The organism is Mycobacterium colombiense, from assembly GCF_003284975.1.
Classification (GTDB): domain Bacteria; phylum Actinomycetota; class Actinomycetes; order Mycobacteriales; family Mycobacteriaceae; genus Mycobacterium; species Mycobacterium europaeum_A.
In genome coordinates this window covers 1-21,141 of record NZ_QMEU01000078.1, presented here as the reverse complement: position 1 = coordinate 21,141, position 21,141 = coordinate 1, and the positions used below count along the sequence as shown (strand labels likewise).

General features: G+C 68.4%; 21 protein-coding genes. 17 read left to right on the top strand and 4 right to left on the bottom strand.

All coding sequences use genetic code 11. From position 1 onward, the window contains the following. Positions 1-1,270, top strand: a 1,270-nt coding sequence (locus tag DQP58_RS19860) for a ComEC/Rec2 family competence protein (protein ID WP_133259405.1), incomplete at its 5' end; no start/stop codon positions are given. 61 nt (positions 1,271-1,331) lie between these two features. Beyond that, positions 1,332-2,309 carry a DNA polymerase III subunit delta gene (holA, locus tag DQP58_RS19855; protein ID WP_346427286.1) on the top strand — a complete coding sequence of 326 codons (978 nt, stop codon included), beginning with the start codon at positions 1,332-1,334 and terminating at the stop codon, positions 2,307-2,309. A gap of 30 nt (positions 2,310-2,339) precedes the next feature. Here holA and rpsT read toward each other — a convergent pair whose 3' ends face one another. Then, a complete protein-coding gene (gene rpsT / locus DQP58_RS19850; protein ID WP_112709941.1) occupies positions 2,340-2,600 on the bottom strand; it encodes a 30S ribosomal protein S20 in 261 nt (86 codons plus the stop codon). A 144-nt stretch (positions 2,601-2,744) separates the two neighbouring features. Here rpsT and DQP58_RS19845 point away from each other — a divergent pair, with 144 nt between their 5' ends. The 4 genes from DQP58_RS19845 to DQP58_RS19830 are packed head-to-tail and all read left to right on the top strand — an operon-like array spanning position 2,745 to position 7,013. Then, entirely contained in the window at positions 2,745-4,433 is a 1,689-nt protein-coding gene (locus tag DQP58_RS19845) for a circularly permuted type 2 ATP-grasp protein (RefSeq protein ID WP_112709940.1), read from the top strand. Continuing rightward, complete coding sequence (locus DQP58_RS19840; protein ID WP_112709939.1) at positions 4,420-5,397, top strand: alpha-E domain-containing protein; 978 nt, start codon at positions 4,420-4,422, stop codon at positions 5,395-5,397. Before DQP58_RS19845 ends, DQP58_RS19840 begins: the two co-directional genes overlap by 14 nt. After that, a complete protein-coding gene (locus tag DQP58_RS19835; RefSeq protein WP_112709938.1) occupies positions 5,397-6,236 on the top strand; it encodes a transglutaminase family protein in 840 nt (279 codons plus the stop codon). The genes DQP58_RS19840 and DQP58_RS19835 overlap by 1 nt, the downstream gene beginning before the upstream one ends. A gap of 42 nt (positions 6,237-6,278) precedes the next feature. Further along, positions 6,279-7,013, top strand: a complete 735-nt coding sequence (locus DQP58_RS19830) for a hypothetical protein (protein ID WP_112709937.1) — start codon at positions 6,279-6,281, stop codon at positions 7,011-7,013. Here DQP58_RS19830 and DQP58_RS19825 read toward each other — a convergent pair. After that, on the bottom strand, positions 6,992-7,834 hold the full coding sequence (locus DQP58_RS19825; protein WP_112709936.1) for a ribonuclease Z: 843 nt from the start codon (positions 7,832-7,834) through the stop codon (positions 6,992-6,994). The two genes, DQP58_RS19830 and DQP58_RS19825, sit on opposite strands and share 22 nt — an antisense overlap. A 167-nt stretch (positions 7,835-8,001) precedes the next feature. Between DQP58_RS19825 and DQP58_RS19820 the strand changes: the two genes are divergently transcribed. Next, positions 8,002-8,430 carry a CBS domain-containing protein gene (locus DQP58_RS19820; protein WP_066862712.1) on the top strand — a complete coding sequence of 143 codons (429 nt, stop codon included), beginning with the start codon at positions 8,002-8,004 and terminating at the stop codon, positions 8,428-8,430. A 59-nt stretch (positions 8,431-8,489) separates the two neighbouring features. On the opposite strand, the gene DQP58_RS19815 is transcribed toward DQP58_RS19820, so the two are convergent. Next, complete coding sequence (locus tag DQP58_RS19815) at positions 8,490-9,092, bottom strand: type II toxin-antitoxin system PemK/MazF family toxin (RefSeq protein WP_066862687.1); 603 nt, start codon at positions 9,090-9,092, stop codon at positions 8,490-8,492. A 140-nt stretch (positions 9,093-9,232) separates the two neighbouring features. Between DQP58_RS19815 and lepA the strand changes: the two genes are divergently transcribed. From lepA to DQP58_RS19800, 3 genes are read left to right on the top strand one after another with little or no spacing between them, the layout of a single operon-like run. Further along, a complete protein-coding gene (gene lepA / locus DQP58_RS19810; protein WP_112709935.1) occupies positions 9,233-11,080 on the top strand; it encodes a translation elongation factor 4 in 1,848 nt (615 codons plus the stop codon). Between the two features lie 2 nt (positions 11,081-11,082). After that, on the top strand, positions 11,083-11,841 hold the full coding sequence (locus DQP58_RS19805) for a sensor domain-containing protein (RefSeq protein WP_112709934.1): 759 nt from the start codon (positions 11,083-11,085) through the stop codon (positions 11,839-11,841). A 27-nt stretch (positions 11,842-11,868) separates the two neighbouring features. Next, positions 11,869-12,606, top strand: coding sequence for a sensor domain-containing protein (locus DQP58_RS19800; protein WP_112709933.1), 738 nt, complete (start codon positions 11,869-11,871; stop codon positions 12,604-12,606). Between the two features lie 159 nt (positions 12,607-12,765). Here DQP58_RS19800 and DQP58_RS19795 read toward each other — a convergent pair whose 3' ends face one another. Beyond that, entirely contained in the window at positions 12,766-14,814 is a 2,049-nt protein-coding gene (locus DQP58_RS19795) for a glycoside hydrolase family 15 protein (protein WP_112709942.1), read from the bottom strand. 139 nt (positions 14,815-14,953) lie between these two features. Here DQP58_RS19795 and DQP58_RS19790 point away from each other — a divergent pair, with 139 nt between their 5' ends. The 7 genes from DQP58_RS19790 (at position 14,954) to DQP58_RS19760 (ending at position 21,106) form a co-directional block, all read left to right on the top strand. Further along, positions 14,954-15,154, top strand: a complete 201-nt coding sequence (locus DQP58_RS19790) for a hypothetical protein (protein ID WP_231997791.1) — start codon at positions 14,954-14,956, stop codon at positions 15,152-15,154. Between the two features lie 333 nt (positions 15,155-15,487). Then, complete coding sequence (locus DQP58_RS19785) at positions 15,488-16,519, top strand: sulfate ABC transporter substrate-binding protein (protein ID WP_112709932.1); 1,032 nt, start codon at positions 15,488-15,490, stop codon at positions 16,517-16,519. Then, positions 16,516-17,388 carry a sulfate ABC transporter permease subunit CysT gene (gene cysT / locus DQP58_RS19780; protein ID WP_112709931.1) on the top strand — a complete coding sequence of 291 codons (873 nt, stop codon included), beginning with the start codon at positions 16,516-16,518 and terminating at the stop codon, positions 17,386-17,388. Before DQP58_RS19785 ends, cysT begins: the two co-directional genes overlap by 4 nt. After that, the gene (cysW, locus tag DQP58_RS19775) at positions 17,385-18,203 is read left to right on the top strand and encodes a sulfate ABC transporter permease subunit CysW (RefSeq protein WP_112709930.1); all 819 of its coding nucleotides are present in this window, start codon (positions 17,385-17,387) and stop codon (positions 18,201-18,203) included. The genes cysT and cysW overlap by 4 nt, the downstream gene beginning before the upstream one ends. 8 nt (positions 18,204-18,211) lie before the next feature. Beyond that, positions 18,212-19,279 carry a sulfate/molybdate ABC transporter ATP-binding protein gene (locus DQP58_RS19770; RefSeq protein ID WP_112709929.1) on the top strand — a complete coding sequence of 356 codons (1,068 nt, stop codon included), beginning with the start codon at positions 18,212-18,214 and terminating at the stop codon, positions 19,277-19,279. Between the two features lie 42 nt (positions 19,280-19,321). Continuing rightward, positions 19,322-20,002, top strand: coding sequence for a phosphodiesterase (locus tag DQP58_RS19765; protein ID WP_112709928.1), 681 nt, complete (start codon positions 19,322-19,324; stop codon positions 20,000-20,002). A gap of 24 nt (positions 20,003-20,026) precedes the next feature. Further along, a complete protein-coding gene (locus tag DQP58_RS19760) occupies positions 20,027-21,106 on the top strand; it encodes an NAD-dependent epimerase/dehydratase family protein (protein WP_112709927.1) in 1,080 nt (359 codons plus the stop codon). Positions 21,107-21,141 lie beyond the last annotated feature (35 nt).

The window sequence follows — 21,141 nt, the reverse complement described above, 5'->3', positions numbered from 1 at the left end:
GCTGCGCGCCGACGCGGCCGCTCACCACCCGATCACCGCGGCCTTCGGCACCAGCGCCCCGGCTACCGTCACCCCCACCGAGAGCCCGGTGTCGCTGGGCAGCAGCCGGCTGATGTTTCGGGCGACCCTGCAACGCCTGCGCGAAGCCGAAATGTCAGGCCGGGTCGTGGTTTTCGCGCGCGCCTCGGACTTTGCCGCCGTGACGGTGGGCCAGCCGGTGCGGTTCACCGCGCGGATCACCCGGCCGACCCGCCGGGACCTGACCGTCGCCGTGCTCAATGCGTCGGGGCCGCCGACCATGGGCACCGCGAGCGCCGTGCAGTCGGCTGCGCACGGCGTGCGCAGCCGCTTTGCGGCCGCAGTCCGGGCCACGCTGCCCGGCGAGCAGGCGGCGATGCTGCCCGCGCTGGTGCTCGGTGACACCTCGGCGGTGCCAAGCGACACCAGCCGCGACTTTCGTGTGGCCGGCATGACGCACCTGATGGCCGTCTCGGGTGCCAACGTGACGATCGTGTGTGCGGCCGTGCTGTTCTCGGCCCGGCTGATCGGCCCGCGGTCGGCCGTCGCGCTTGCCGCGCTGGCGCTGGTGGCGTTCGTCATCGTCGTGCAGCCGACGGCGAGTGTGGTGCGGGCGGCGGTGATGGGTGCCATCGCGCTGACGGGCATGCTGACTTCGCGTCGGCGGCAAGCCATTCCGGCCCTCGCCGCCACCGTGCTGGTGTTGCTGGCGGTCGCCCCCGCGCTGGCCGTGGACGTGGGGTTCGCACTATCGGTGCTCGCCACCGCGGCGCTGATCGTCGTCGCGCCGGTCTGGTCGCGGCGCCTGGTCGCCAAGGGATGGCCCAAGCCGCTGGCCGACGCGCTCGCCGTCGCTTGGGCCGCGCAGGTGGTGACCGCACCGCTGGTGGCGGCGATCTCCGGGCGATTCAGCGTGGTTGCCGCCCTGGCGAACCTCGCGGTGGCCGGTGTGATCGCCCCGATCACGGTGCTGGGCACCGCGGCGGCCGCGCTCTGCGCGCTATGGCCGGCCGCCGCGCGGCTGCTGATCCGGTTCACCGGCCCGGAGTTGTGGTGGGTGGACGGCGTGGCCCACGCGGCGGCCGACATGCCCGGCGCCGCGGTGCCGGTCCCCGAGGGAATGCCCGGCATCCTGATCGTCGGCGGTGTCACGGTGCTGGCGGTGGTGCTGTGGCGGTGGCGACCGTTTCGCGTCGCGGCGGGGGTCGGGGCGCTGGCCGGGCTGGCGTGGGCCCTGTCCGGACTGGCGTAGGCGAGCATCGCGCTGTCGATCCCCGAGCGGCGGGGTCGGTGGGGCGTGACACCATCGTGGGGTGACCGAGAATTCGCCGTTGCACCTGGTCCTGGGAGACGAGGAACTGCTGGTCGAGCGGGCGGTGTCCGACGTGCTGCGGTCGGCGCGCAAACGAGCCGGCACCTCCAAGGACGTGGACGTGCCGGTCAACCGGATGCGGGCGGGCGACGTCAGCACCTATGAGCTCGCCGAGCTGTTGAGCCCGTCGCTGTTCGCCGACGAGCGCATCGTCGTGCTGGAGGCCGCCGGCGAAGCGGGCAAAGACGCTGCCGCGGTGATCGTTTCGGCCGCGAGCGACATGCCGACCGGCGTGGTGCTAATCGTGGTGCACTCCGGCGGCGGGCGCGCCAAGGCGCTGGCCACCGAGCTGCAATCCCTTGGCGCCGTGGTGCATTCGTGCGCGCGGATCACCAAACTGAGCGAGCGCATCGATTTCGTTCGCAAGGAGTTTCGTGGCCTGCGGGTCAAGGCCGACGAGCAGACGGTGACCGCGCTGCTGGATTCGGTCGGTTCCGACCTGCGGGAGTTGGCCTCCGCCTGCTCCCAGTTGGTCGCCGACACCGGCGGGGTGGTCGACGCCGACGCGGTCCGCCGCTATCACAGCGGCAAGGCCGAGGTGAAGGGCTTCGACATCGCGGACAAGGCGGTTACCGGCGACATCGAAGGGGCCGCCGAGGCGTTGCGGTGGGCGATGATGCGTGGTGAGCCGCTGGTGGTGCTGGCGGATGCGCTGGCCGAGGCGATCCACACGATCGGCCGGGTCGGCCCACTGTCCGGGGATCCCTACCGGCTGGCGTCTCAGCTGGGGATGCCGCCCTGGCGGGTGCAGAAGGCACAAAAGCAGGCGCGGCGTTGGTCGCGTGACTCTGTGGCGACCGCGATGAAGGTGGTGGCCGCGCTCAACGCGAACGTGAAGGGAGCGGTGGTGGACGCCGACTACGCCCTGGAATCCGCGGTCAGGCAGGTCGCCGAGCTAGCCGCCCAGCGCGGCCACTAGAGGGCGGGCGTCGTCGGCTGGGTACAAGCCTTAGATCTTGTTGAGCACCTGCGCCAGCGCCGACTTCTTGTTCGCCGCCTGGTTCTTGTGGATCACGCCCTTGCTGGCGGCCTTGTCCAGCTTGCGGTTGGTCGCCACCAGCAACTCGGCGGCCTTATCCTTGTCACCGGCGTGGGCGGCCTCGCGGAACGCGCGGACAGCGGTACGCAGCGACGACTTCACCGACTTGTTGCGAAGGCGAGCGCGCTCGTTCGTCTTGTTGCGCTTCTGCTGCGACTTGATGTTGGCCACGCGGGAGTTCCTTCTTCGATTAGACGTTTTGTGGGGCGCCGGATATCACCACAGCGATTGCCCAGGTTATCAGTGAGTTACGTTTTCTCCCAAAACGGGAACACGTGGGCTGCCAGAACGTCGACTTGAGGCAGCATCTGAACAGTGAGTCTTACCAACCAGCTTGACCACACCAAGCGGGGTTTTCGCGCTGCGCGCTCTGAGCGCATCTTCGACGGATACAACATGTCCTCCGACGCCTACGACATGGCGTTCGACGAGATGTTCGATGCCCAGGGCGCCGTGCGCGGCCCGTACAGGGGCATCTACGCCGAGCTCGCGCCGTCGGACGCCTCGGAGCTCAAAGCCCGCGCCGAAGCGCTGTCCCGCGCCTTCCTCGACCAGGGCATTACCTTCTCGTTGTCGGGCCAGGAGCGGCCGTTTCCGCTGGACCTGGTGCCGCGGGTCATCTCGGCCGCCGAGTGGACCCGCCTGGAGCGCGGCATCACCCAGCGCGTCAAGGCGCTCGAGATGTACCTCGACGACATCTACGGTGACCAGGAGATATTGAACGACGGGGTGATCCCGCGCCGGCTGATCACGTCGTGCGAGCACTTCCACCGCCAGGCGATGGGCATCGTCCCGCCCAACGGCGTGCGGATCCACGTCGCCGGCATCGACCTGATCCGCGACGACAAGGGGACCTGGCGGGTCCTCGAGGACAACCTGCGGTCGCCGTCGGGTGTGTCCTATGTCATGGAGAACCGGCGCACCATGGCGCGCGTGTTCCCCAACCTGTTCGCCAGCCACCGGGTGCGCGCGGTCGACGACTACGCCTCGCACCTGCTGCGGGCGCTGCGCAACTCCGCGGCCACTAACGAGGCCGACCCGACGGTGGTGGTGCTGACCCCGGGCGTCTACAACTCGGCCTATTTCGAGCATTCGCTGCTGGCCCGCCAGATGGGGGTCGAGCTGGTCGAAGGCCGCGACCTGTTCTGCCGCGACAACCAGGTGTACATGCGCACCACCGAGGGGGAGCGCCAGGTCGACGTCATCTATCGGCGCATCGACGACGCCTTCCTGGATCCGCTGCAGTTCCGCGCCGATTCGGTGCTGGGGGTGGCGGGGCTGGTCAACGCCGCCCGTGCGGGCAACGTGTCCATCTCCAGCGCGATCGGCAACGGCGTCGGCGACGACAAACTCGTCTACACCTATGTGCCGACGATGATCGAGTACTACCTCGGGGAGAAGCCGCTGCTGGCCAACGTGGAGACGTTGCGCTGCTGGCTCGACGACGAGCGCGAAGAGGTGCTGGACCGCATCGACGAGCTGGTGCTCAAGCCGGTGGAGGGGTCGGGCGGCTACGGCATCGTGTTCGGGCCGGAGGCCTCGGAGAAAGAGTTGGCGGCCGTCGCCAAGAAGGTGCGCGACGATCCGCGGAGCTGGATCGCGCAGCCGATGATGGAGCTGTCGACGGTGCCGACCCAGATCGGCAACACCCTGGCGCCTCGCTACGTCGACCTGCGGCCGTTCGCGGTCAACGACGGCAACGACGTGTGGGTGCTGCCCGGCGGGCTGAGCCGGGTGGCCCTGGTCGAGGGGTCGCGGGTGGTCAACTCCAGTCAGGGCGGCGGCTCCAAGGACACCTGGGTGCTGGCGTCGCGGGCGTCGGCCGGCGATCACGAGCTCGAGGCGGCGGAGGTGGTGCGGTCGTTGCCCACCTCGATGCCGGAACCGATGCTCGACGACGCCGCGCGGTTGACGTCTCAGCAGGCGCAGCCCACCGAACTGCCGCAGCGCGAGCAGCTCGAGCAACAACAACAGCAAAGGGCGGTGCACGATGTTGGCACGTAACGCCGAGTCGCTCTACTGGATCGGCCGCTACGTCGAACGCGCCGACGACACCGCGCGCATCCTGGACGTGGCGCTGCACCAGTTGCTCGAGGATTCCAGCGTCGACCCCGACCAGGCGTCGCGGCTGCTGCTGCGCGTGCTCGGCATCGACCCGCCGACTCACGACCTGGACGTGTGGTCGCTGACCGATCTGGTGGCCTACAGCACCAACACCCAGGGCGGCTGCTCGATCGTCGATGCCATCACCTCGGCGCGCGAGAACGCCAAGTCGGCGCGCGAGGTGACCTCCAGCGAGATCTGGGAATGCCTCAACACCACCTACCACGCCCTGCCCGAACGTGAGCGGGCCGCCAAACGCCTTGGGCCGCACGACTTTCTGTCGTTCATCGAGCGGCGGGCGGCGATGTTCGCCGGCCTGGCCGACTCCACGCTGTCCCGTGACGACGGCTACCGGTTCATGGTGCTGGGCCGGGCCATCGAACGGGTCGACATGACGGTGCGGCTGTTGTTGTCGCGGGTCGGCGACAGCGCCTCGTCCCCGGCGTGGGTGACGCTGTTGCGTTCGGCGGGCGCGCACGACACCTATCTGCGTACCTATCGCGGTGTGCTGGACGCCGGGCGGGTGGTCGAATTCATGTTGTTGGACAGGCTGTTTCCGCGTTCAGTGTTCTATTCGCTGCGGCTGGCCGAGCACAATCTCGACGAGCTGGTCCACAACCGGCAGAGCCGGATCGGGGCCACCGCCGAGGCTCAGCGATTACTCGGGCAGGCCCGCAGCGAATTGGAATTCGTGCAGCCCGGCGTGCTGCTGGAGTCGTTGGAGAGCCGCCTGGCGGGGCTGCAGCGCACCTGCCACGACGTCGGAGAGGCGTTGGCGCTGCAGTACTTCCACGTGACGCCCTGGGTGGCCTGGTCGGACGCGGGCCAGCGCGCCCGGCTGGTCAGCAGGAAAGGGGACGGCTGATGTGGCGGTTGCGGGTGGTGCACACCACGGGTTACGCCTACCAATCCCCGGTCACCGCCTCCTACAACGAGGCCCGGTTGACCCCGCGGTCGAACAGCCGGCAAAACGTCATCCTCAACCGTGTCGAAACCATCCCGGCGACCCGGTCCTACCGCTACATCGACTACTGGGGTACCGCGGTCACCGCATTCGACCTGCACGCCCCGCACACCGACCTTACGGTGATGTCAACGTCGGTCGTGGAAACCGAGCGGGCCGAGCCACTCTCGGCGGAGGCGGGCTGGAGCGACCTGCAGTCCGAGGCCGTGATCGATCGCTACTACGACTTGCTTCGTCCCACCCAGCACGCGCCGGCCAGCAAGCGGGTGGCGTCGGTCGGCAAGAAGATCAGCAAGACCCACAAGCCGGCCGAAGCCGTTGTCGCCGCGGCCAATTGGGTGCGCGAAGAACTGGAATACCTGCCGGGCACCACCAGCGTGCACTCGTCCGGGCTGGACGCGCTCAAAGCGGGCAAGGGTGTGTGCCAGGACTTCGTGCATTTGTCGCTGATGCTGTTGCGCAGCATGGGGATTCCGGCGCACTACGTCTCGGGCTACCTGCACCCCAAGCGCGACGCCGTCGTCGGCGACACCGTCGACGGGCGAAGCCACGCCTGGATTGAGGCGTGGACGGGTGCCTGGTGGAGCTATGACCCCACCAACGACACCGAGATCACCGAGCAGTACGTCGGCGTGGGCGTGGGCCGCGACTACGCCGACGTCTCCCCGCTGAAGGGCATCTACTCCGGGGAGGGCGCCACCGACCTCGACGTCATCGTGGAGGTGACCCGGCTCGCCTAGCCCGGGGGTGGGGTTCGCCGGTGCAGGGATACCGTTGCAGAAATGAACGATCCGGCCGAAGGCGCGCCTCGCCGCGATAAGAGCTGGCCCGGCTCGCCCCTGGCGGCGCTGGCCCTGGTCTGCATCGCGCTGCTCGTCGGCGGCATCGCCATCGGCGTCGCGGTGGGCGGCGTCCTGCCGTTGCCCTACGGCCCGGCGGGTGCCGTCACCGCCTACGTTCGCGCCCAGCCGACCGCCGTGCGCATCATCGCCGTTGCGACGTTCGCGTCGTCGGTGCCGCTGGCGATCTACGCGGCGAGCGCCTCCGCCCGGCTGAGCCGCCTCGGGGCCGGATCCGGCGCGGTCACGTTGAGCGGCGGCGTCTTGGCCGCCGGTGCGCTCGGCCTGGCGGGGCTGCTGGGTTGGGCGTTGTCGATACCGGATGTCGCCGCGAACGCGGCGGTGGTCCGGGCGCTCTACTTGTTGGTCTTTCTCACCGGCGGCCCGGGACACATCGTGGCGCTGGGCGTGCTGGTCGGCGGGATCGCGGTGCCCGGCCTCACCCGCGCGTTGATGCCGGGACCCGTCGCGCGGCTCGGCCTGGCCACCGCCATCCTCGCCGAATTGGCGACGGCGGTGCTGATCTGGCCGGCGCTGGGCGTCATCCTGCCGATCGCCCGGGTGCTGGCGCTGACCTGGCTGATGGTGGCGGGCGTTGCCCTAACCCATGCGGCACAACGAGATTCGGCCGCCGGGCAAGCGGCCGCGGGCGGCCATCACGCGGACGCGTCGACCTGAACGCGATGCAGGTCGTCACCGAGTTCGACCCGCCCACTGAACTGCGTGGCCGCCAGGGCCCGCCACTGCTCCTCCTGGCCGGGCACCAGCGCCGGCACGTAGTGCGTCATGACCAGGGTGGCCACCCCCGCGCGCGCCGCGGTCGACGCCGCCTCCTCCACCGACGAGTGGTAGTCGCAGATGTCCTGCAGCCGTTGCTGCGGGATGGTGGCGACGATGTCCTTGCGGATCACGGTGTGCACCAGCGCGCCCGCCCCCGCCGCCAGGTCGTCCAGGCCCGCGCATGGGACGGTGTCGCCCGCGAGCACCACCGAGGCGCCCTGATAGTCGATGCGAAAGCCGATGGTCGGCGCCACCGGCCGGTGATCGGTGGGGGCGACCCGGATGGCCACGCCGTCGCGGTCCCAGACGGTTCCCTCGGTGTATTCGTGCACATCCACCGCCGGCGGCGAGTTGATGTCGGCGTGATGCGCGATCCGGTAGCCGATGTCGTGGCGGAACGCGTTCAGCGTCGCCGCGACCGCCTCGGCGGTGCCGGGCGGCCCGATGATGGGCAGCGGTGCGGGGTCGGGCGTGAAGGTGCTGATCCAACGGGTGATGAGCACATCGCCGAGGTCGCCGACGTGATCGCTGTGCAGGTGGGTCAGCAGCAACGCCGACACTCCGGCGGCGCCCACCCCGACCGCGGCCGCGCGCTGCAGCACACCGCGCCCGCAGTCCACCAGGAACACCTGCCCGCCGGCCCGCACGAGAGTTGACGGCCCGGCGCGGTTCGGGTCGGGGATGGGGCTTCCGGTTCCCAGCAGGGTGACCTCGATCATGGCCTTATCTTGTAAGCCCGCGGCTCCCGCAGTGGCCCAATCGCGCGATCCGCGCGGCCTTCACCGCTAGGACACGATCTGTTTGCAGGTTCTCTTAGTGGCTTTTGCGCCGCGCGAGGAAGCCGTAGCCTGATGTGAAGCGGATCACAACCCGGCTGGAGGCCCCGATGCGGATAGCGGACGTCTTGCGGAACAAGGGCGCGGCGGTGGTGACCATCAACCCCGACGCGACGGTTCGCGAGCTGCTTGCGGGGCTGAGCGACCAGAACATCGGCGCCATGGTGGTGGTCGGCGACGAGGGTGTGGTCGGCATCGTATCGGAGCGCGACGTCGTGCGTCAGCTGCATACGCACGGCGCCAGTGTGCTGTCTCGCCCGGTGTCCAAGATCATGACGTCCATGCTGGCGACCTGCACGAAGACCGACGAAGTCGACGCGATCAGCGTGTTGATGACCAAGAACCGGGTGCGGCACGTGCCGGTGCTGGACGGCAAGAAGCTGATCGGGATCGTCAGCATCGGTGACGTGGTGAAGAGCCGGCTGGAAGAACTCGAGGCCGAGCAGCAGCAGCTGCATTCCTACATCACCCAGGGCTGACCGGCCCGACGCCGCTCGCCGAACGTGGCGATTCACGCTCGGCGTAGCGCCCTACGCATTCAGCGCCAGGAGTAGTCGGCGCGCAGCCGGGCGGCCACCACGTCGAAGATCTCGCGATCCAGGATGGCGCCCTCGCGGCGGATGCCCTCCTCGGGCACGTCGAGCACCCGGTCCAGCCGGACCCAGCTCTGCCTGCCTTCGTAATCCCACGGGCCGGAACCGATTCCAACCCAGTCCGGGTCGGCGGCGTGGCGCTCCTGGCTGGACACCATCAACCCCAGCAGGACGCTGCGGTCCCGGCCCACGACCAGGACGGGCCGGTCCTTGCCCCGGGTGGGGTCGTCCTCGTAGACCACCCACGTCCAGACGATCTCACCGGGATCGGCCCGGCCGTCCAGGCTCGGTGCGTACACCAGCTTGCGGGCCCGCTGCGCGGTCGGGAGGCTGCCGCTGGTCACCGGCCGGCCGGTGACGGGTGCGTCGGGAGGTGGTGGCGCCACCGCGGCGATGACGTTCGCCGTGATCTTCACGGCCTGCTGCAGCTCGCGCAGCACGGTCTGGGAATTCTGCACGGTCCGGACCAGGCGCGGAGCGCCATTGAACACCAGATTCTCCGCGAACCGCTGAAACGTCTTCCACTGGGATTTCCGGGGAGACGACATATTCGCAGCATAGACGCGAGCGGCAGGGTGCGACTGTGTCCAAGTAGGTCCCGGCGGCCCTGTCTGGATACGCTGGACATACCCGCGAACCGCGCCGGTAACGGCCGCAAAGCGCCCCGTCAAGTAGCACGCACCAGGAGATTCCCATCAGCAGTTTCGCCGACAAGACCTTCACCGCGCCGGCGCAGATTCGGAACTTCTGCATCATCGCCCACATCGACCACGGAAAGTCCACGCTGGCCGACCGCATGCTCCAGCTCACCGGCGTCGTCGACGAGCGGTCCATGCGCGCTCAGTACCTGGACCGGATGGACATCGAGCGCGAGCGCGGCATCACCATCAAGGCCCAGAACGTGCGCCTGCCGTGGAAAGTCGGTGACACCGAGTACGTGCTGCACCTGATCGACACCCCGGGTCACGTTGACTTCACCTACGAGGTGTCGCGCGCGCTGGAGGCGTGCGAGGGCGCGGTGCTGCTGGTGGACGCCGCCCAAGGCATTGAGGCGCAGACCCTGGCCAACCTCTACCTGGCGCTCGACCGCGACCTGCACATCATCCCGGTCCTGAACAAGATCGACCTGCCCGCCGCGGACCCGGACCGCTACGCCGCCGAGATCGCCCACATCATCGGCTGCGAGCCGGGCGACGTGCTGCGGGTTTCCGGCAAGACCGGAGACGGCGTCGCCGACCTGCTCGATCACGTGGTGCGCGAGGTGCCGCCCCCGCAGGGCCAGGCAGACGCGCCGCTGCGGGCGATGATCTTCGACTCGGTCTACGACATCTACCGCGGTGTGGTGACCTACGTGCGGGTGGTCGACGGCAAGATCACTCCTCGCGAACGCATCGCGATGATGTCCACCGGCGCCACCCACGAACTGCTCGAGGTCGGCATCGTCTCGCCCGAACCGAAGGCCAGCGACGGCCTGGGCGTGGGCGAGGTGGGCTACCTGATCACCGGCGTCAAGGACGTCCGCCAATCCAAGGTGGGGGACACGGTGACGACGGCACGCCACGGCGCCGCCGAGGCGCTGACCGGATACCGCGAGCCCAAGCCGATGGTCTACTCGGGCCTGTATCCGGTGGACGGCTCCGACTACCCGGATCTGCGCGACGCCCTGGACAGGCTGCAGCTCAACGACGCGGCCCTGACCTACGAGCCGGAGACGTCGGTGGCCCTGGGCTTCGGATTCCGTTGCGGCTTCTTGGGTTTGCTGCACATGGAGATCACCCGCGAACGCCTGGAGCGAGAGTTCAACCTGGACCTGATCTCGACCTCGCCCAACGTCGTCTACCGGGTGGTCAAGGAAGACAACACCGAGATCCGGGTGACCAACCCGTCGGACTGGCCCGAGGGGAAGATCCGCGAGGTCTACGAGCCGGTGGTCAAGACCACCATCATCGCGCCCAGTGAATTCATCGGCACCATCATGGAACTGTGCCAGTCGCGCCGTGGCGAGCTCGGCGGCATGGATTACCTGTCACCCGAACGCGTCGAGCTGCGCTACACCATGCCGCTGGGCGAGATCATCTTCGACTTCTTCGATTCGCTGAAGTCACGCACCCGCGGTTACGCCAGCCTCGACTACGAGGAGGCCGGCGAGCAGGAGGCCCAGTTGGTCAAGGTCGACATCCTGTTGCAGGGCGAGGCGGTCGACGCGTTCAGCGCGATCGTCCACAGGGATTCGGCGTTCGCCTACGGCAACAAGATGACCACCAAGCTCAAGGAGCTGATTCCGCGCCAGCAGTTCGAGGTACCCGTCCAGGCGGCCATCGGATCGAAAATCATTGCGCGGGAGAACATTCGCGCGATACGCAAGGACGTGCTGTCCAAGTGCTACGGCGGCGACATCACCCGTAAACGCAAGCTTCTCGAAAAGCAGAAGGAAGGCAAGAAGCGGATGAAGACCATCGGGCGCGTCGATGTGCCGCAGGAGGCGTTCGTCGCGGCGTTGTCCGCCGACGCCGCGGGGGACAAGGGCAAGAAGTAGCCATGCGGATTCGGGGGATGGCGACGGCGTTGATGGCGGTCGCTGTGCTGGCGACGGGTTGCGGTGGAGTGGTGGCGGGCACGGCGAAGCCGGCGCCGAACCTCAAGCCGCGACCGCTCAGCGGCGTGACGGTAAAGCAGGTGCTTCTCGACGGCCCGACGCTCTCGCGGATGCTCAATCAGACGTTCGTGGCGCGGGACCCGGCCGAATTCGGCGGGCCCGAAAGGCTTTATCAGGTCCAGCGGACGATGTCGCAGGCCGGGTGCCTGGGCGTGACGGCGATGCTGCAGCAGGGCGTGTACCGGTCCGCCGACGTGAAAGACGTTGCGTCCGAGTCGTGGTGGAACAACGGCGAACCGGCGCAGGTGATCGTGGTCGAGGAGGGGGTGGTCACCCTCCCGTCGCCCGCACAGGCGCAGGCGCTGTTTACGCAGTTCTCGGGGCAGTGGCAGCAGTGCAACGGCATGACGACGTCGGAACAGTCCGGCCCGATCAGCACGACGAACGTCATCAGCGACGTCCGCGTCACGGATTCCACCATCGCCGCGACCAAGACCGCGACGTCGATCTTGCCCAACATGCCGCCGCTGCGGCCCACCCCGCAGGCGCGGGCCATCGGCATCCGGTCGAACTGCCTCGTCGAGGTCCAGGTGGTGTTCTTCGGCGGGCGACGGTCCTCCGACCCCGGCTCGGCCGACCTCAACACCAGCGCCATCGACGTTGCGCACGCCCTGATGGACAGGGTGAGCGCTCTGGGTTGACGTTGCGCCGGGAAGGGCAGTGACGAAGTGAAGAGCAGCTCGCTTGTCGTTTTGATCGCGGTGCTGCTGGTGAGCGGGTGCACCGAAACCATCACCGGCACAGCAGGTCTGGCACCGAGCGCGGGGCGGGTGCCAGCCATCAAACGCGTGCTGTTCGACGGTACGGCGCTGGCGGGGCTGCTCGGCCAGCCGTTCCAGCCCTACCCGCACTACTCCGATTTCGGGGGCGACGACAAATTGGGGTCCAATTGGGATAACGGGCAGCCGGCCGACTGCATCGGGGTCGTTCACCTGATGCAGCGAGTCACGTACGCCTCCGCACCGATACAGCTCACGGCCCGTGAAATGTGGGTTCACAAAGGCGATTCCGAGCGGGTCGACAGCGTCCAGCAGGGCATCGTCGCGCTGGGGACGGACGCGGACGCCTACGCGCTGTTCGCCAAGTTCACGGCGCAGTGGCGCAGATGCAACGGCGCCACGCTGCTGGCGGAACCCATCGACGCGTGGGGTTCGGACGCCATCTCCGACGTACGCGTCGCGGACTCGGTTGTCGCGGCTACGGTTTCGATGGGCTGCGGCCCACACGGTGGTTTGAACGCCATCCCCACGGCCCGGGCCCTTGGCGTCAAGGGACCCTACTTGGTCGAGGTCACGGTCGAGTTCAGTCCGATCTACACGCAAGCAGACAAGGGGAACGCCGACATCAACACCACCGCCATCGACCTCACCCATGCGCTCATGAACAAGCTCAGCCCCCGCAGCTGAGCCGGGCGACCCGCTTCGCCCGGCTAACGCCGCGCTTGCGATCGCCACGTCCTGATGGTGGCGACCCGCTTCGCCCGGCTAACGCCGCGCTTGCGATCGCCACGTCCTGATGGTGGCGACCCGCTTCGCCCGGCTAACGCCGCGCTTGCGATCGCCACGTCACATCGGGGCGTTGGCGGGCTGGAACATTCCGGAGCCGTCGGCTTCCTCTTCTGCGCGGATGACGTGCACTACCGCGTTGATCAGCGCCAGGTGGGTGAAGGCCTGCGGGAAGTTGCCCAGCTGCCGGCCGGTGCGCGGCTCGATCTCCTCGGCGTAGAGATGCAGCGGGCTGGCGTAGGACAGCAGCCGCTCACACAGGCGCTTGGCGCGCCGCACCTCGCCGATCTCGACGAGCGCCGACACCAGCCAGAACGAGCAGATCGTGAAGGTGCCCTCCTCGCCGGACAGGCCGTCGTCGGTTTCCTCGACCCGGTAGCGCAGCACCAGGCCTTCCTGGGTGAGTTCGTCGGCGATCGCCAAGACGGTGTTGCGCACCCGCGGGTCATCCGGCGGCAAGAACCGCGTCAGCACCACCAACAGCAGCGAGGCGTCCAGCGCGTCGCTGCCGTAGCGCTGGGTGAACACCCCGCGGGAGTCCACGCCGTGCGTCAGGATGTCGTTCTTGATCTCCTCGGCGATCGCGCGCCACTGCTGGGCATAGCTCTTCTCGCCCTGCCGCTCGGCCAGCTTGGCGCCGCGGTCGAGCGCCACCCAGCACATCACCTTCGACGACGTGAAGTGCTGCGGCTCCCCGCGCACCTCCCAGATCCCGCGGTCGGGCTCGCGCCAGTGCTTGATCGCCTCCTCCACCTGCTTCTTTAGCACCGGCCACAACGTCTCGGGGACCTGCTCGCGCGACTTGGCGTGCAGGTAGAAGGAGTCCAGGATGGAGCCCCAGATGTCGTGCTGGATCTGGTCGTAGGCGCCGTTGCCGATGCGCACCGGCCGGGCGTGGTCGTAGCCGGACAGGTGATGAAGCTCCTCTTCGACCAGACTGCGCTCGCCGCCCACGCCGTACATGACCTGCAGCGGGTGCCGCTCGTTGTTGTTGGCGCCGGAGACGTCGGCGATGAACGCGAAGAAGTCGTCGGCCTCGCGATCCAGTCCGAGCGTGTACAGGCCCCACAGCGCGAAGGTGGAGTCGCGCACCCAGGCGTAGCGGTAGTCCCAGTTACGTTCGCCCTGCGGCGTTTCCGGCAGCGATGTGGTGCTGGCCGCCAGCAGCGCGCCGGTGGGCGAGTAGGTCAGGCCCTTCAGGGTCAGCGCGCTGCGCTGCAGGTACGCCCGCCACGGGTGGTCGGGAAAGTTACCGATGTTGATCCACTGCCGCCAGCACTCGGTGGTCTGCCACATCTTGTCGGCGGCCTCTTGGTAGGTCTGCGGCGCCGGGTGCTTGGTCCAGCTCAGGGCGACGAACACGTCGTCGCCCTCTTTCATCCGGGTGCGTGCGCGCGCCTCGCGGCCCTCCAGCCCGATCCGCAGGTTGGACGTCAGCCGCATCGTCGGGTGGGCGTCGGGATCCTTGGTGGCGCGCGCGACGGCCTCGCCGTAGGCGTTGGCGGAGTACTCCCAGGTGGCGCCGACGCGGTGATAGTCGAACGCCGGTTCGCAGCTCATCATCAGTTCGACGGTGCCGCTGACGCAGCGCACGGTGCGCAGCAAGATGTGCTCGGCGTCCCAGTCCATCGGGGTGCGGCGGTGCGTCCGAGACCGTCGCTCCAGGTCGTGCCACGGGCCCATCACCAGCGCATCGCGCACGATCAGCCACCCGGTGTGGGTCTGCCAGGTGGTTTCCATGATCAGGCTGCCGGGCAGGTACCGGCGGGCGGAAGGCACCGAGACGCCATACGGGCCCAGTCGGAAATGGCCGGCGCTGCGGTCCAGGATCGCACCGAACACGCTAGGCGAATCCGGGCGGGGCACGCAGAGCCATTCGACCGATCCGGCGGGGGAGATCAAGCACGTGGTCTCCCAGTCCGACAGGAACGCATAGTCGGCGATCGGCGGGAACGGGTTCCGCAGGGCCGCGCTGGGAGCGAGCGGCCCGGGTGTGCGCAGGTCGATGGACGACGACATCGACGTGGCCGAGGCGGCGTGAAACTCTTCCTCGGGCAGGGCACCGTCCGGCGGGGCCGGTTGGTCTTCGGGCTGGGCGTGCAAAACCATCTGGACATCATCGCTGCTCAGCGGTCCCGCGTCCAACGTTTCACCGAGGTGGCGCGCCGCGCGCCGATCCGCTGCGCCCGGCCTATGCCGGCGCGTGTTCCCGGCGGGCCGATGGTCTTCGGCGGTCGGGCCGAATAGGGTGAGCCCCGTGAACGCGTTCCTCAATTGGTGGGACGGCAACGAGCTGTGGCTTTCGGGGCTGCCTTTCGTGCTGCAGGCCCTGGTGGTGGTGCCCGCCGTGCTGGTGGTGGCCTACGCCACGGCGGCCCTGCTGGATGGCGTGCTCGGGAAAGGCATCGAGCTGATGCGCCGCGCCCGCCACGACGGGACGCCCGGGTAGCCCATGCCTCGGTCACACGTGACCCTGATTCTGGTCATCCTGGTGGCGTTGGTGATCGTCACGTGGCTGGTGACCCACGCGATGCACCGCTAACGCCCGCGGGCCCTCTGCACAGCCACCGTCGCGGTGGCGGCAACGTCAATTCCTGTTAGGCTTCCCGCCATGCGCGTGGCGATGAGCATCTCGGAGTGCTATGCCCTCGTGCACTGTTGTCGCTGACTCCCAAACCCGTGCGCGGTCTGGTCTGGAGTTTTCGAATTCTCCTGAAGTTCTAGGTGCCTTTCCGCAGAAACGGGACCCGACTCCCATACCTCTCGCACCGGAAGGCCCTCAATGGACACAAGGACCGCATCGCGCTGGCGGCCCGTCCTCGCACTTACCCTGATCGCCGGCGCCATCGCCGGGTGCCACGGCGGCGCCAGTGATGCCGTCGGCGGCGGTGGTCTGGCCAACGCGCGCACCAGCATCACCCTGGTCGCCTACTCGGTCCCAGAACCCGGTTGGAGCAAGATAATTCCGGCGTTCAACGCCTCCGATGAGGGCAAGGGCGTGCAGGTGGTCACCTCCTACGGCGCCTCCGGTGACCAGTCCCGCGGCGTCGTCGACGGCAAGCCGGCCGACGTCGTGAACTTCTCCGTCGAACCCGACATCGCGCGACTGGTCAAGGCCGGCAAGGTCTCCAAGGACTGGAATACCGACGCCACCAAGGGGATTCCGTTCGGTTCGGTCGTCACGCTGGTGGTGCGCAAGGGCAATCCGAAGAACATCAGGGATTGGGACGATCTGCTGCGGCCCGGAGTGGAAGTCATCACCCCCAGCCCGCTGAGCTCCGGCTCGGCCAAGTGGAACCTGCTCGCGCCGTACGCGGTCAAGAGCGAAGGCGGCGCCCACAGCGACGCCGGGGTCGATTTCATCAAGAAGCTGGTTACCGAACACGTGAAGCTGCGCCCCGGATCGGGACGGGAGGCCACCGACGTCTTCGTCCAGGGCAGCGGTGACGTGTTGATCAGCTACGAGAACGAGGCCATCGCCACCGAGCGGGCCGGAAAGCCGGTCGAACACATCAACCTGGCGCAGACCTTCAAGATCGACAACCCGGTGGCGGTGGTCAACACCAGCCCGCATCTGGACGCCGCCGTCGCCTTCAAGAACTTCCAGTACACGGCCGCCGCCCAAAAGGTCTGGGCGCAAGCCGGTTTCCGCCCGGTCGACCCGGCCGTCGCCGCCGACTTCCGCAACCAGTACCCGGTGCCGGCGAAGCTGTGGACCATCGCCGACCTGGGCGGCTGGGCCACCGCGGATCCGCAGCTGTTCGACAAGAACTCCGGCAGCATCACGAAGATCTACACGAAGGCCACCGGATGACCGCCATCACCCCGGACCCGCTGGCGGTCCGGCCCGAGCTCAACGGTGACGCGCCACCGGGTCCGCTGCCCGGGCGCGGCCGCGGCACCACCGCCCTACGCGTCGGCGTGGCCACGGTGTGGCTGTCGGTGATCGTGTTGCTGCCGTTGGCGGCGATCGCGTGGCAATCCGCGGGTGGTGGCTGGCACGCCTTCTGGCTCGCGGTCACCTCGAATGCCGCGCTGGAATCGTTCCGGGTGACCCTGACGATCTCGGCCGGGGTCACGGTGCTCAACCTGGTCTTCGGCCTGGTGATCGCGTGGGTGCTGGTGCGGGATGACTTTCCGGGCAAGCGCCTCGTGGACGCGATCATCGATCTGCCCTTCGCGCTGCCGACCATCGTCGCCAGCCTGGTGATGCTGGCGTTGTACGGCAACCACAGCCCCGTCGGTTTACACCTGCAGCACACGTCGTGGGGTGTGGCGGTCGCCCTGGCCTTCGTCACGCTGCCGTTCGTGGTGCGCGCCGTGCAGCCGGTGCTACTCGAACTGGATCGCGAAACCGAAGAGGCCGCGGCGTCGCTGGGTGCCAGCGGGCCGAAGATCTTCACCTCGGTGGTGCTGCCGTCGCTGCTGCCCGCCTTGTTGTCCGGGGCGGGGCTGGCCTTCTCCCGGGCGATCGGCGAGTTCGGTTCGGTGGTGCTCATCGGCGGTGCGGTGCCCGGCAAGACCGAAGTGTCCTCACAGTGGATCCGCACGTTGATCGAGAACGACGACCGCACCGGTGCCGCCGCGATATCGATTGTGCTGTTGGGCATTTCGTTTGTCGTGCTGCTCATCCTGCGGATCGTGGGCGGCCGCGCGGCCAAGCGAGAGGAGCTGTCCGCATGACATCGTCTGCGGGAGTGCGCTATTGGTTGCGGTTCGTCGCGCTCGCCTACATCTTCGTGCTGCTGGTCATTCCGGTGGCGTTGATCCTGTGGCGCACGTTCCAACCCGGGCTGGGCCAGTTCTACGCCTGGGTCAGCACCCCCGCGGCGATATCGGCGCTGAACCTGACGCTGCTGGTGGTGGCCATCGTGGTACCCCTCAACGTCATCTTCGGCATCCCCACCGCATTGGTCCTTGCGCGCAACAGGTTCCGCGGCAAGGGTGTGCTGCAGGCGGTCATCGACCTGCCGTTCGCGGTCTCGCCCGTCATCGTGGGTGTCGCGTTGATCGTGCTGTGGGGTTCGGCCGGTGCGCTCGGATTCGTCGAACAGGACCTCGGGTTCAAGATCATCTTCGGCCTGCCGGGCATCGTGTTGGCCAGCATCTTCGTCACCCTGCCCTTCGTGGTGCGCGAAGTGGAGCCGGTGCTGCACGAGCTGGGCACCGATCAGGAGGAGGCGGCGGCCACCCTGGGTTCGGGGTGGTGGCAGACGTTTTGGCGGATCACGCTGCCGTCCATCCGGTGGGGTCTGACCTACGGGATCGTGTTGACCATTGCACGTACCCTGGGGGAGTACGGTGCCGTGCTGATGGTGTCGTCGAACCTGCCGGGAAAGTCGCAGACACTGACATTGCTTGTCTCCGACCGGTACAACCGCGGGGCGGAATACGGCGCCTACGCGCTGTCCACGCTGCTGATGGGGGTTGCCGTGCTGGTGCTGGTTTTCCAGGTGGTGCTGGACGCGCGCCGCGCACGAGTGGCGAAGCAGGCCTGACGAGGAGAATGACCGTGACTCACGCCAACCGGGACGACCTCGCCATCGTCGTGCGCGACGCCAACAAACGTTATGGCGATTTCGTCGCGCTGGACCAGGTGGACTTCGCCGTGCCCACCGGCTCGCTGACGGCGTTGCTGGGTCCCAGCGGCTCGGGCAAGTCGACCCTGCTGCGCACCATCGCCGGGCTCGACCAACCCGATACCGGAACCGTCACGATCAATGGCCGCGACGTGACCCGGGTGCCGCCGCAGCGCCGCGGCATCGGGTTCGTGTTTCAGCACTACGCGGCGTTCAAGCACCTGACCGTGCGCGACAACGTGGCCTACGGGCTCAAGATCCGCAAGCGACCCAAGGCCGAGATCAAGGCCAAGGTCGACAACCTGCTCGAAGTGGTGGGACTGAGCGGGTTTCAGGCCCGCTATCCCAACCAGTTGTCCGGCGGTCAGCGCCAGCGTATGGCGCTGGCGCGGGCGCTGGCGGTCGACCCGCAGGTGCTGCTGCTCGACGAGCCGTTCGGCGCGCTGGACGCCAAGGTGCGCGAGGATCTGCGGGCTTGGTTGCGGCGCCTGCATGACGAGGTGCACGTGACCACGGTGCTGGTCACCCACGACCAGACCGAGGCGCTCGACGTCGCCGACCGCATCGCCGTCCTCAACCAGGGGCGCATCGAACAGGTGGGCTCGCCGACCGAGGTGTACGACTCGCCGGAGAATCCCTTCGTGATGTCGTTCCTCGGCGCGGTGTCGGACCTCAACGGCGCCCTGGTGCGCCCGCACGATATCCGGGTGGGCCGCAACCCCGAACTAGCGGTCGCCGGCGGCGATGGAACCGCCGCGTCCGTCGGGGTGGTGGCCGCCACCGTCGACCGGGTGGTCGCGCTGGGCTTCGAGGTGCGGGTCGAGTTAACCAGCGCGGCCACCGGAGATCCGTTCACCGCGCAGATCACCCGCGGGGATGCCGAGGCGCTGGCCCTGCGCGAGGGCGACACCGTCTACGTGCGGGCCACCCGGGTACCGCCGATAGGCCAGCCCGGGGCCGCCCACCGGGACGGGGCCGCGCTGACGTCCACCTGACCGTCGGTGTTTCCCCGGCCGCAGAATGGGAATCCGCCGCCGGTGAACGTTTTCGAACTCGCGGCGTTGCCGTTCCAGTGGGGCTCCGCGATCCGGGGTAAGCGCTTCTTCCACCCGATCGGCGTGCTGGCGCAGGGCTACGTCGAGCGCGTCGCCCCGGCGGACCAGGGCCTGCCGATCGCGTCGTCAGAGATTGTTGCGCGCCTGTCGAAGGCGACCGGGACGCCAGGGTCGCTGCCCGACTTCATCGGGCTGGCCTTGCGGGTGCCCGCGGCGCAGGCGTCGGACAAGCCGTGGGACATCCTGCTGGTCTCCTCGGGGTCGGGCGTACTGTCGCGCGCGGTGGCGCTGCGCCCGGCCACGTCGTGGAACGGTCAAACGCTGACCACGTTGATGCCGCTGCACTATCAGGACAACAACTGGTGGCTGCGGGCCAGGACCTCGAGCGAGATCGGCGGCGGGCTCTCGCTGGACAGCGTCCGGGCCAAGCTCGAGCGCAGCAACATCGAGGTGACGATCGACCAGGCCTGCGGCAGAGGCGATTTCACGCCCTTGGCCCGGATGACCCTGACCACCGCGCTCGATCCCGAGCACGACCACGACGTGTCGTTCGACCCCGTCCTCAACACCGCACCCGGCCTGAGCCTGCACCCCAGATGGCTGGCCGATCTGCGCGCCCGCGCCTATCAGCACAGCCGTGACGGCAGAGACGCCGAAGGGTAGCCGCCCGTTGGAAGGAGGTAGCCGGTGTCCGAGCGGATCGTGATCACCGGGGCCAGTGGCAACGTCGGCACCGCCTTGCTGCGCCGGCTCGCCGAAGACGGCACCGACTATGACATCGTCGGCGTAAGCCGCCGACGACCGCCGCCCGAGGGGGTGTATCGATCCGTCCGATGGCATGAGCTGGACCTCGCCGAACCCGCCGTGCAATCTGAGTTGCTCGACGTCTTTCGCGGCGCGCAGTGCGTGATCCATCTGGCGTGGGGATTCCAGCCCACCCGCAACACGCGCTATCTGGACGCGGTCGCCATCAACGGGAGCTCCGCCGTGCTGAGCGCGGCCCACGACGCCAAAGTGGCGCAGTTGGTGCACATGTCGTCGGTGGGCACCTATGCGCCGGGACGGTACGGGGAAAAGGTCGACGAATCGTGGTCGACCGCGGGGATCGGGTCGTCCGCTTACAGCCGCGCGAAATCCACGGTGGAGCGCATGCTCGACGACTACGAGCGACGCAATCCCGACGGCGTCGGCATCACCCGGATGCGGCCCGGATTCATCATGCAGCGCGACGCCGCGCCGGGCCTGCGACGCTACACCCTGCCCGCATACGTCGACTCGCGGTGGCTGCGCTGGCTGCCGGTGCTGCCGCTGGACCGCTCGCTGTGCGTGTCCATCGTGCACGCCGACGACGTCGCCGACGCCTGCGTGCGGGCGATGGAGCGTGGCGCCACGGGGCCGTTCAATCTGGCCGCGGAACCACCGGTGTCCCGCGACGACATCGCAAAAGTGTTGCGGGCGCACCCGATTCACGTGCCCTCGGGCCTGCTTGGCTTGGCGGTCGAGGCATCGTGGCGTGCGCGATTGCAGCCAATCGACCGCGGCTGGCTCGATATGGCGTTTTCGCTGCCGCTGCTGGACACCGGCCGGGCGCGCGCCGTGCTCGAATGGTCGCCGCACTGGGAATCGGTGGCAGCGCTGGCCGACCTCATCGACGGGTTCCTGCACGCTTCGGGGACACCGAGCCCGGTGCTGCGCTCCCGGTCGTTGGCCCAGGCGCTGGGCCGCGACGTCACCGCCGGGCCGCTCACCGTCCGGCGGGTGCCGTGACGAGCGTCGTCAACTGGTGCGGCCCAACAGGTGAC

Coding starts and splice junctions, on each gene's coding strand:
- DQP58_RS19825 (WP_112709936.1), bottom strand. CDS start 7,834: ATGATCGAGGTCACCCTGCTGGGAACCGGAAGCCCCATCCCCGACCCG.
- DQP58_RS19840 (WP_112709939.1), top strand. CDS start 4,420: ATGTTGGCACGTAACGCCGAGTCGCTCTACTGGATCGGCCGCTACGTC.
- DQP58_RS19815 (WP_066862687.1), bottom strand. CDS start 9,092: ATGTCGTCTCCCCGGAAATCCCAGTGGAAGACGTTTCAGCGGTTCGCG.
- DQP58_RS19795 (WP_112709942.1), bottom strand. CDS start 14,814: ATGGTTTTGCACGCCCAGCCCGAAGACCAACCGGCCCCGCCGGACGGT.
- DQP58_RS19770 (WP_112709929.1), top strand. CDS start 18,212: ATGACCGTGACTCACGCCAACCGGGACGACCTCGCCATCGTCGTGCGC.
- DQP58_RS19805 (WP_112709934.1), top strand. CDS start 11,083: ATGCGGATTCGGGGGATGGCGACGGCGTTGATGGCGGTCGCTGTGCTG.
- cysW (WP_112709930.1), top strand. CDS start 17,385: ATGACATCGTCTGCGGGAGTGCGCTATTGGTTGCGGTTCGTCGCGCTC.
- DQP58_RS19785 (WP_112709932.1), top strand. CDS start 15,488: ATGGACACAAGGACCGCATCGCGCTGGCGGCCCGTCCTCGCACTTACC.
- DQP58_RS19830 (WP_112709937.1), top strand. CDS start 6,279: ATGAACGATCCGGCCGAAGGCGCGCCTCGCCGCGATAAGAGCTGGCCC.
- cysT (WP_112709931.1), top strand. CDS start 16,516: ATGACCGCCATCACCCCGGACCCGCTGGCGGTCCGGCCCGAGCTCAAC.
- DQP58_RS19820 (WP_066862712.1), top strand. CDS start 8,002: ATGCGGATAGCGGACGTCTTGCGGAACAAGGGCGCGGCGGTGGTGACC.
- DQP58_RS19835 (WP_112709938.1), top strand. CDS start 5,397: ATGTGGCGGTTGCGGGTGGTGCACACCACGGGTTACGCCTACCAATCC.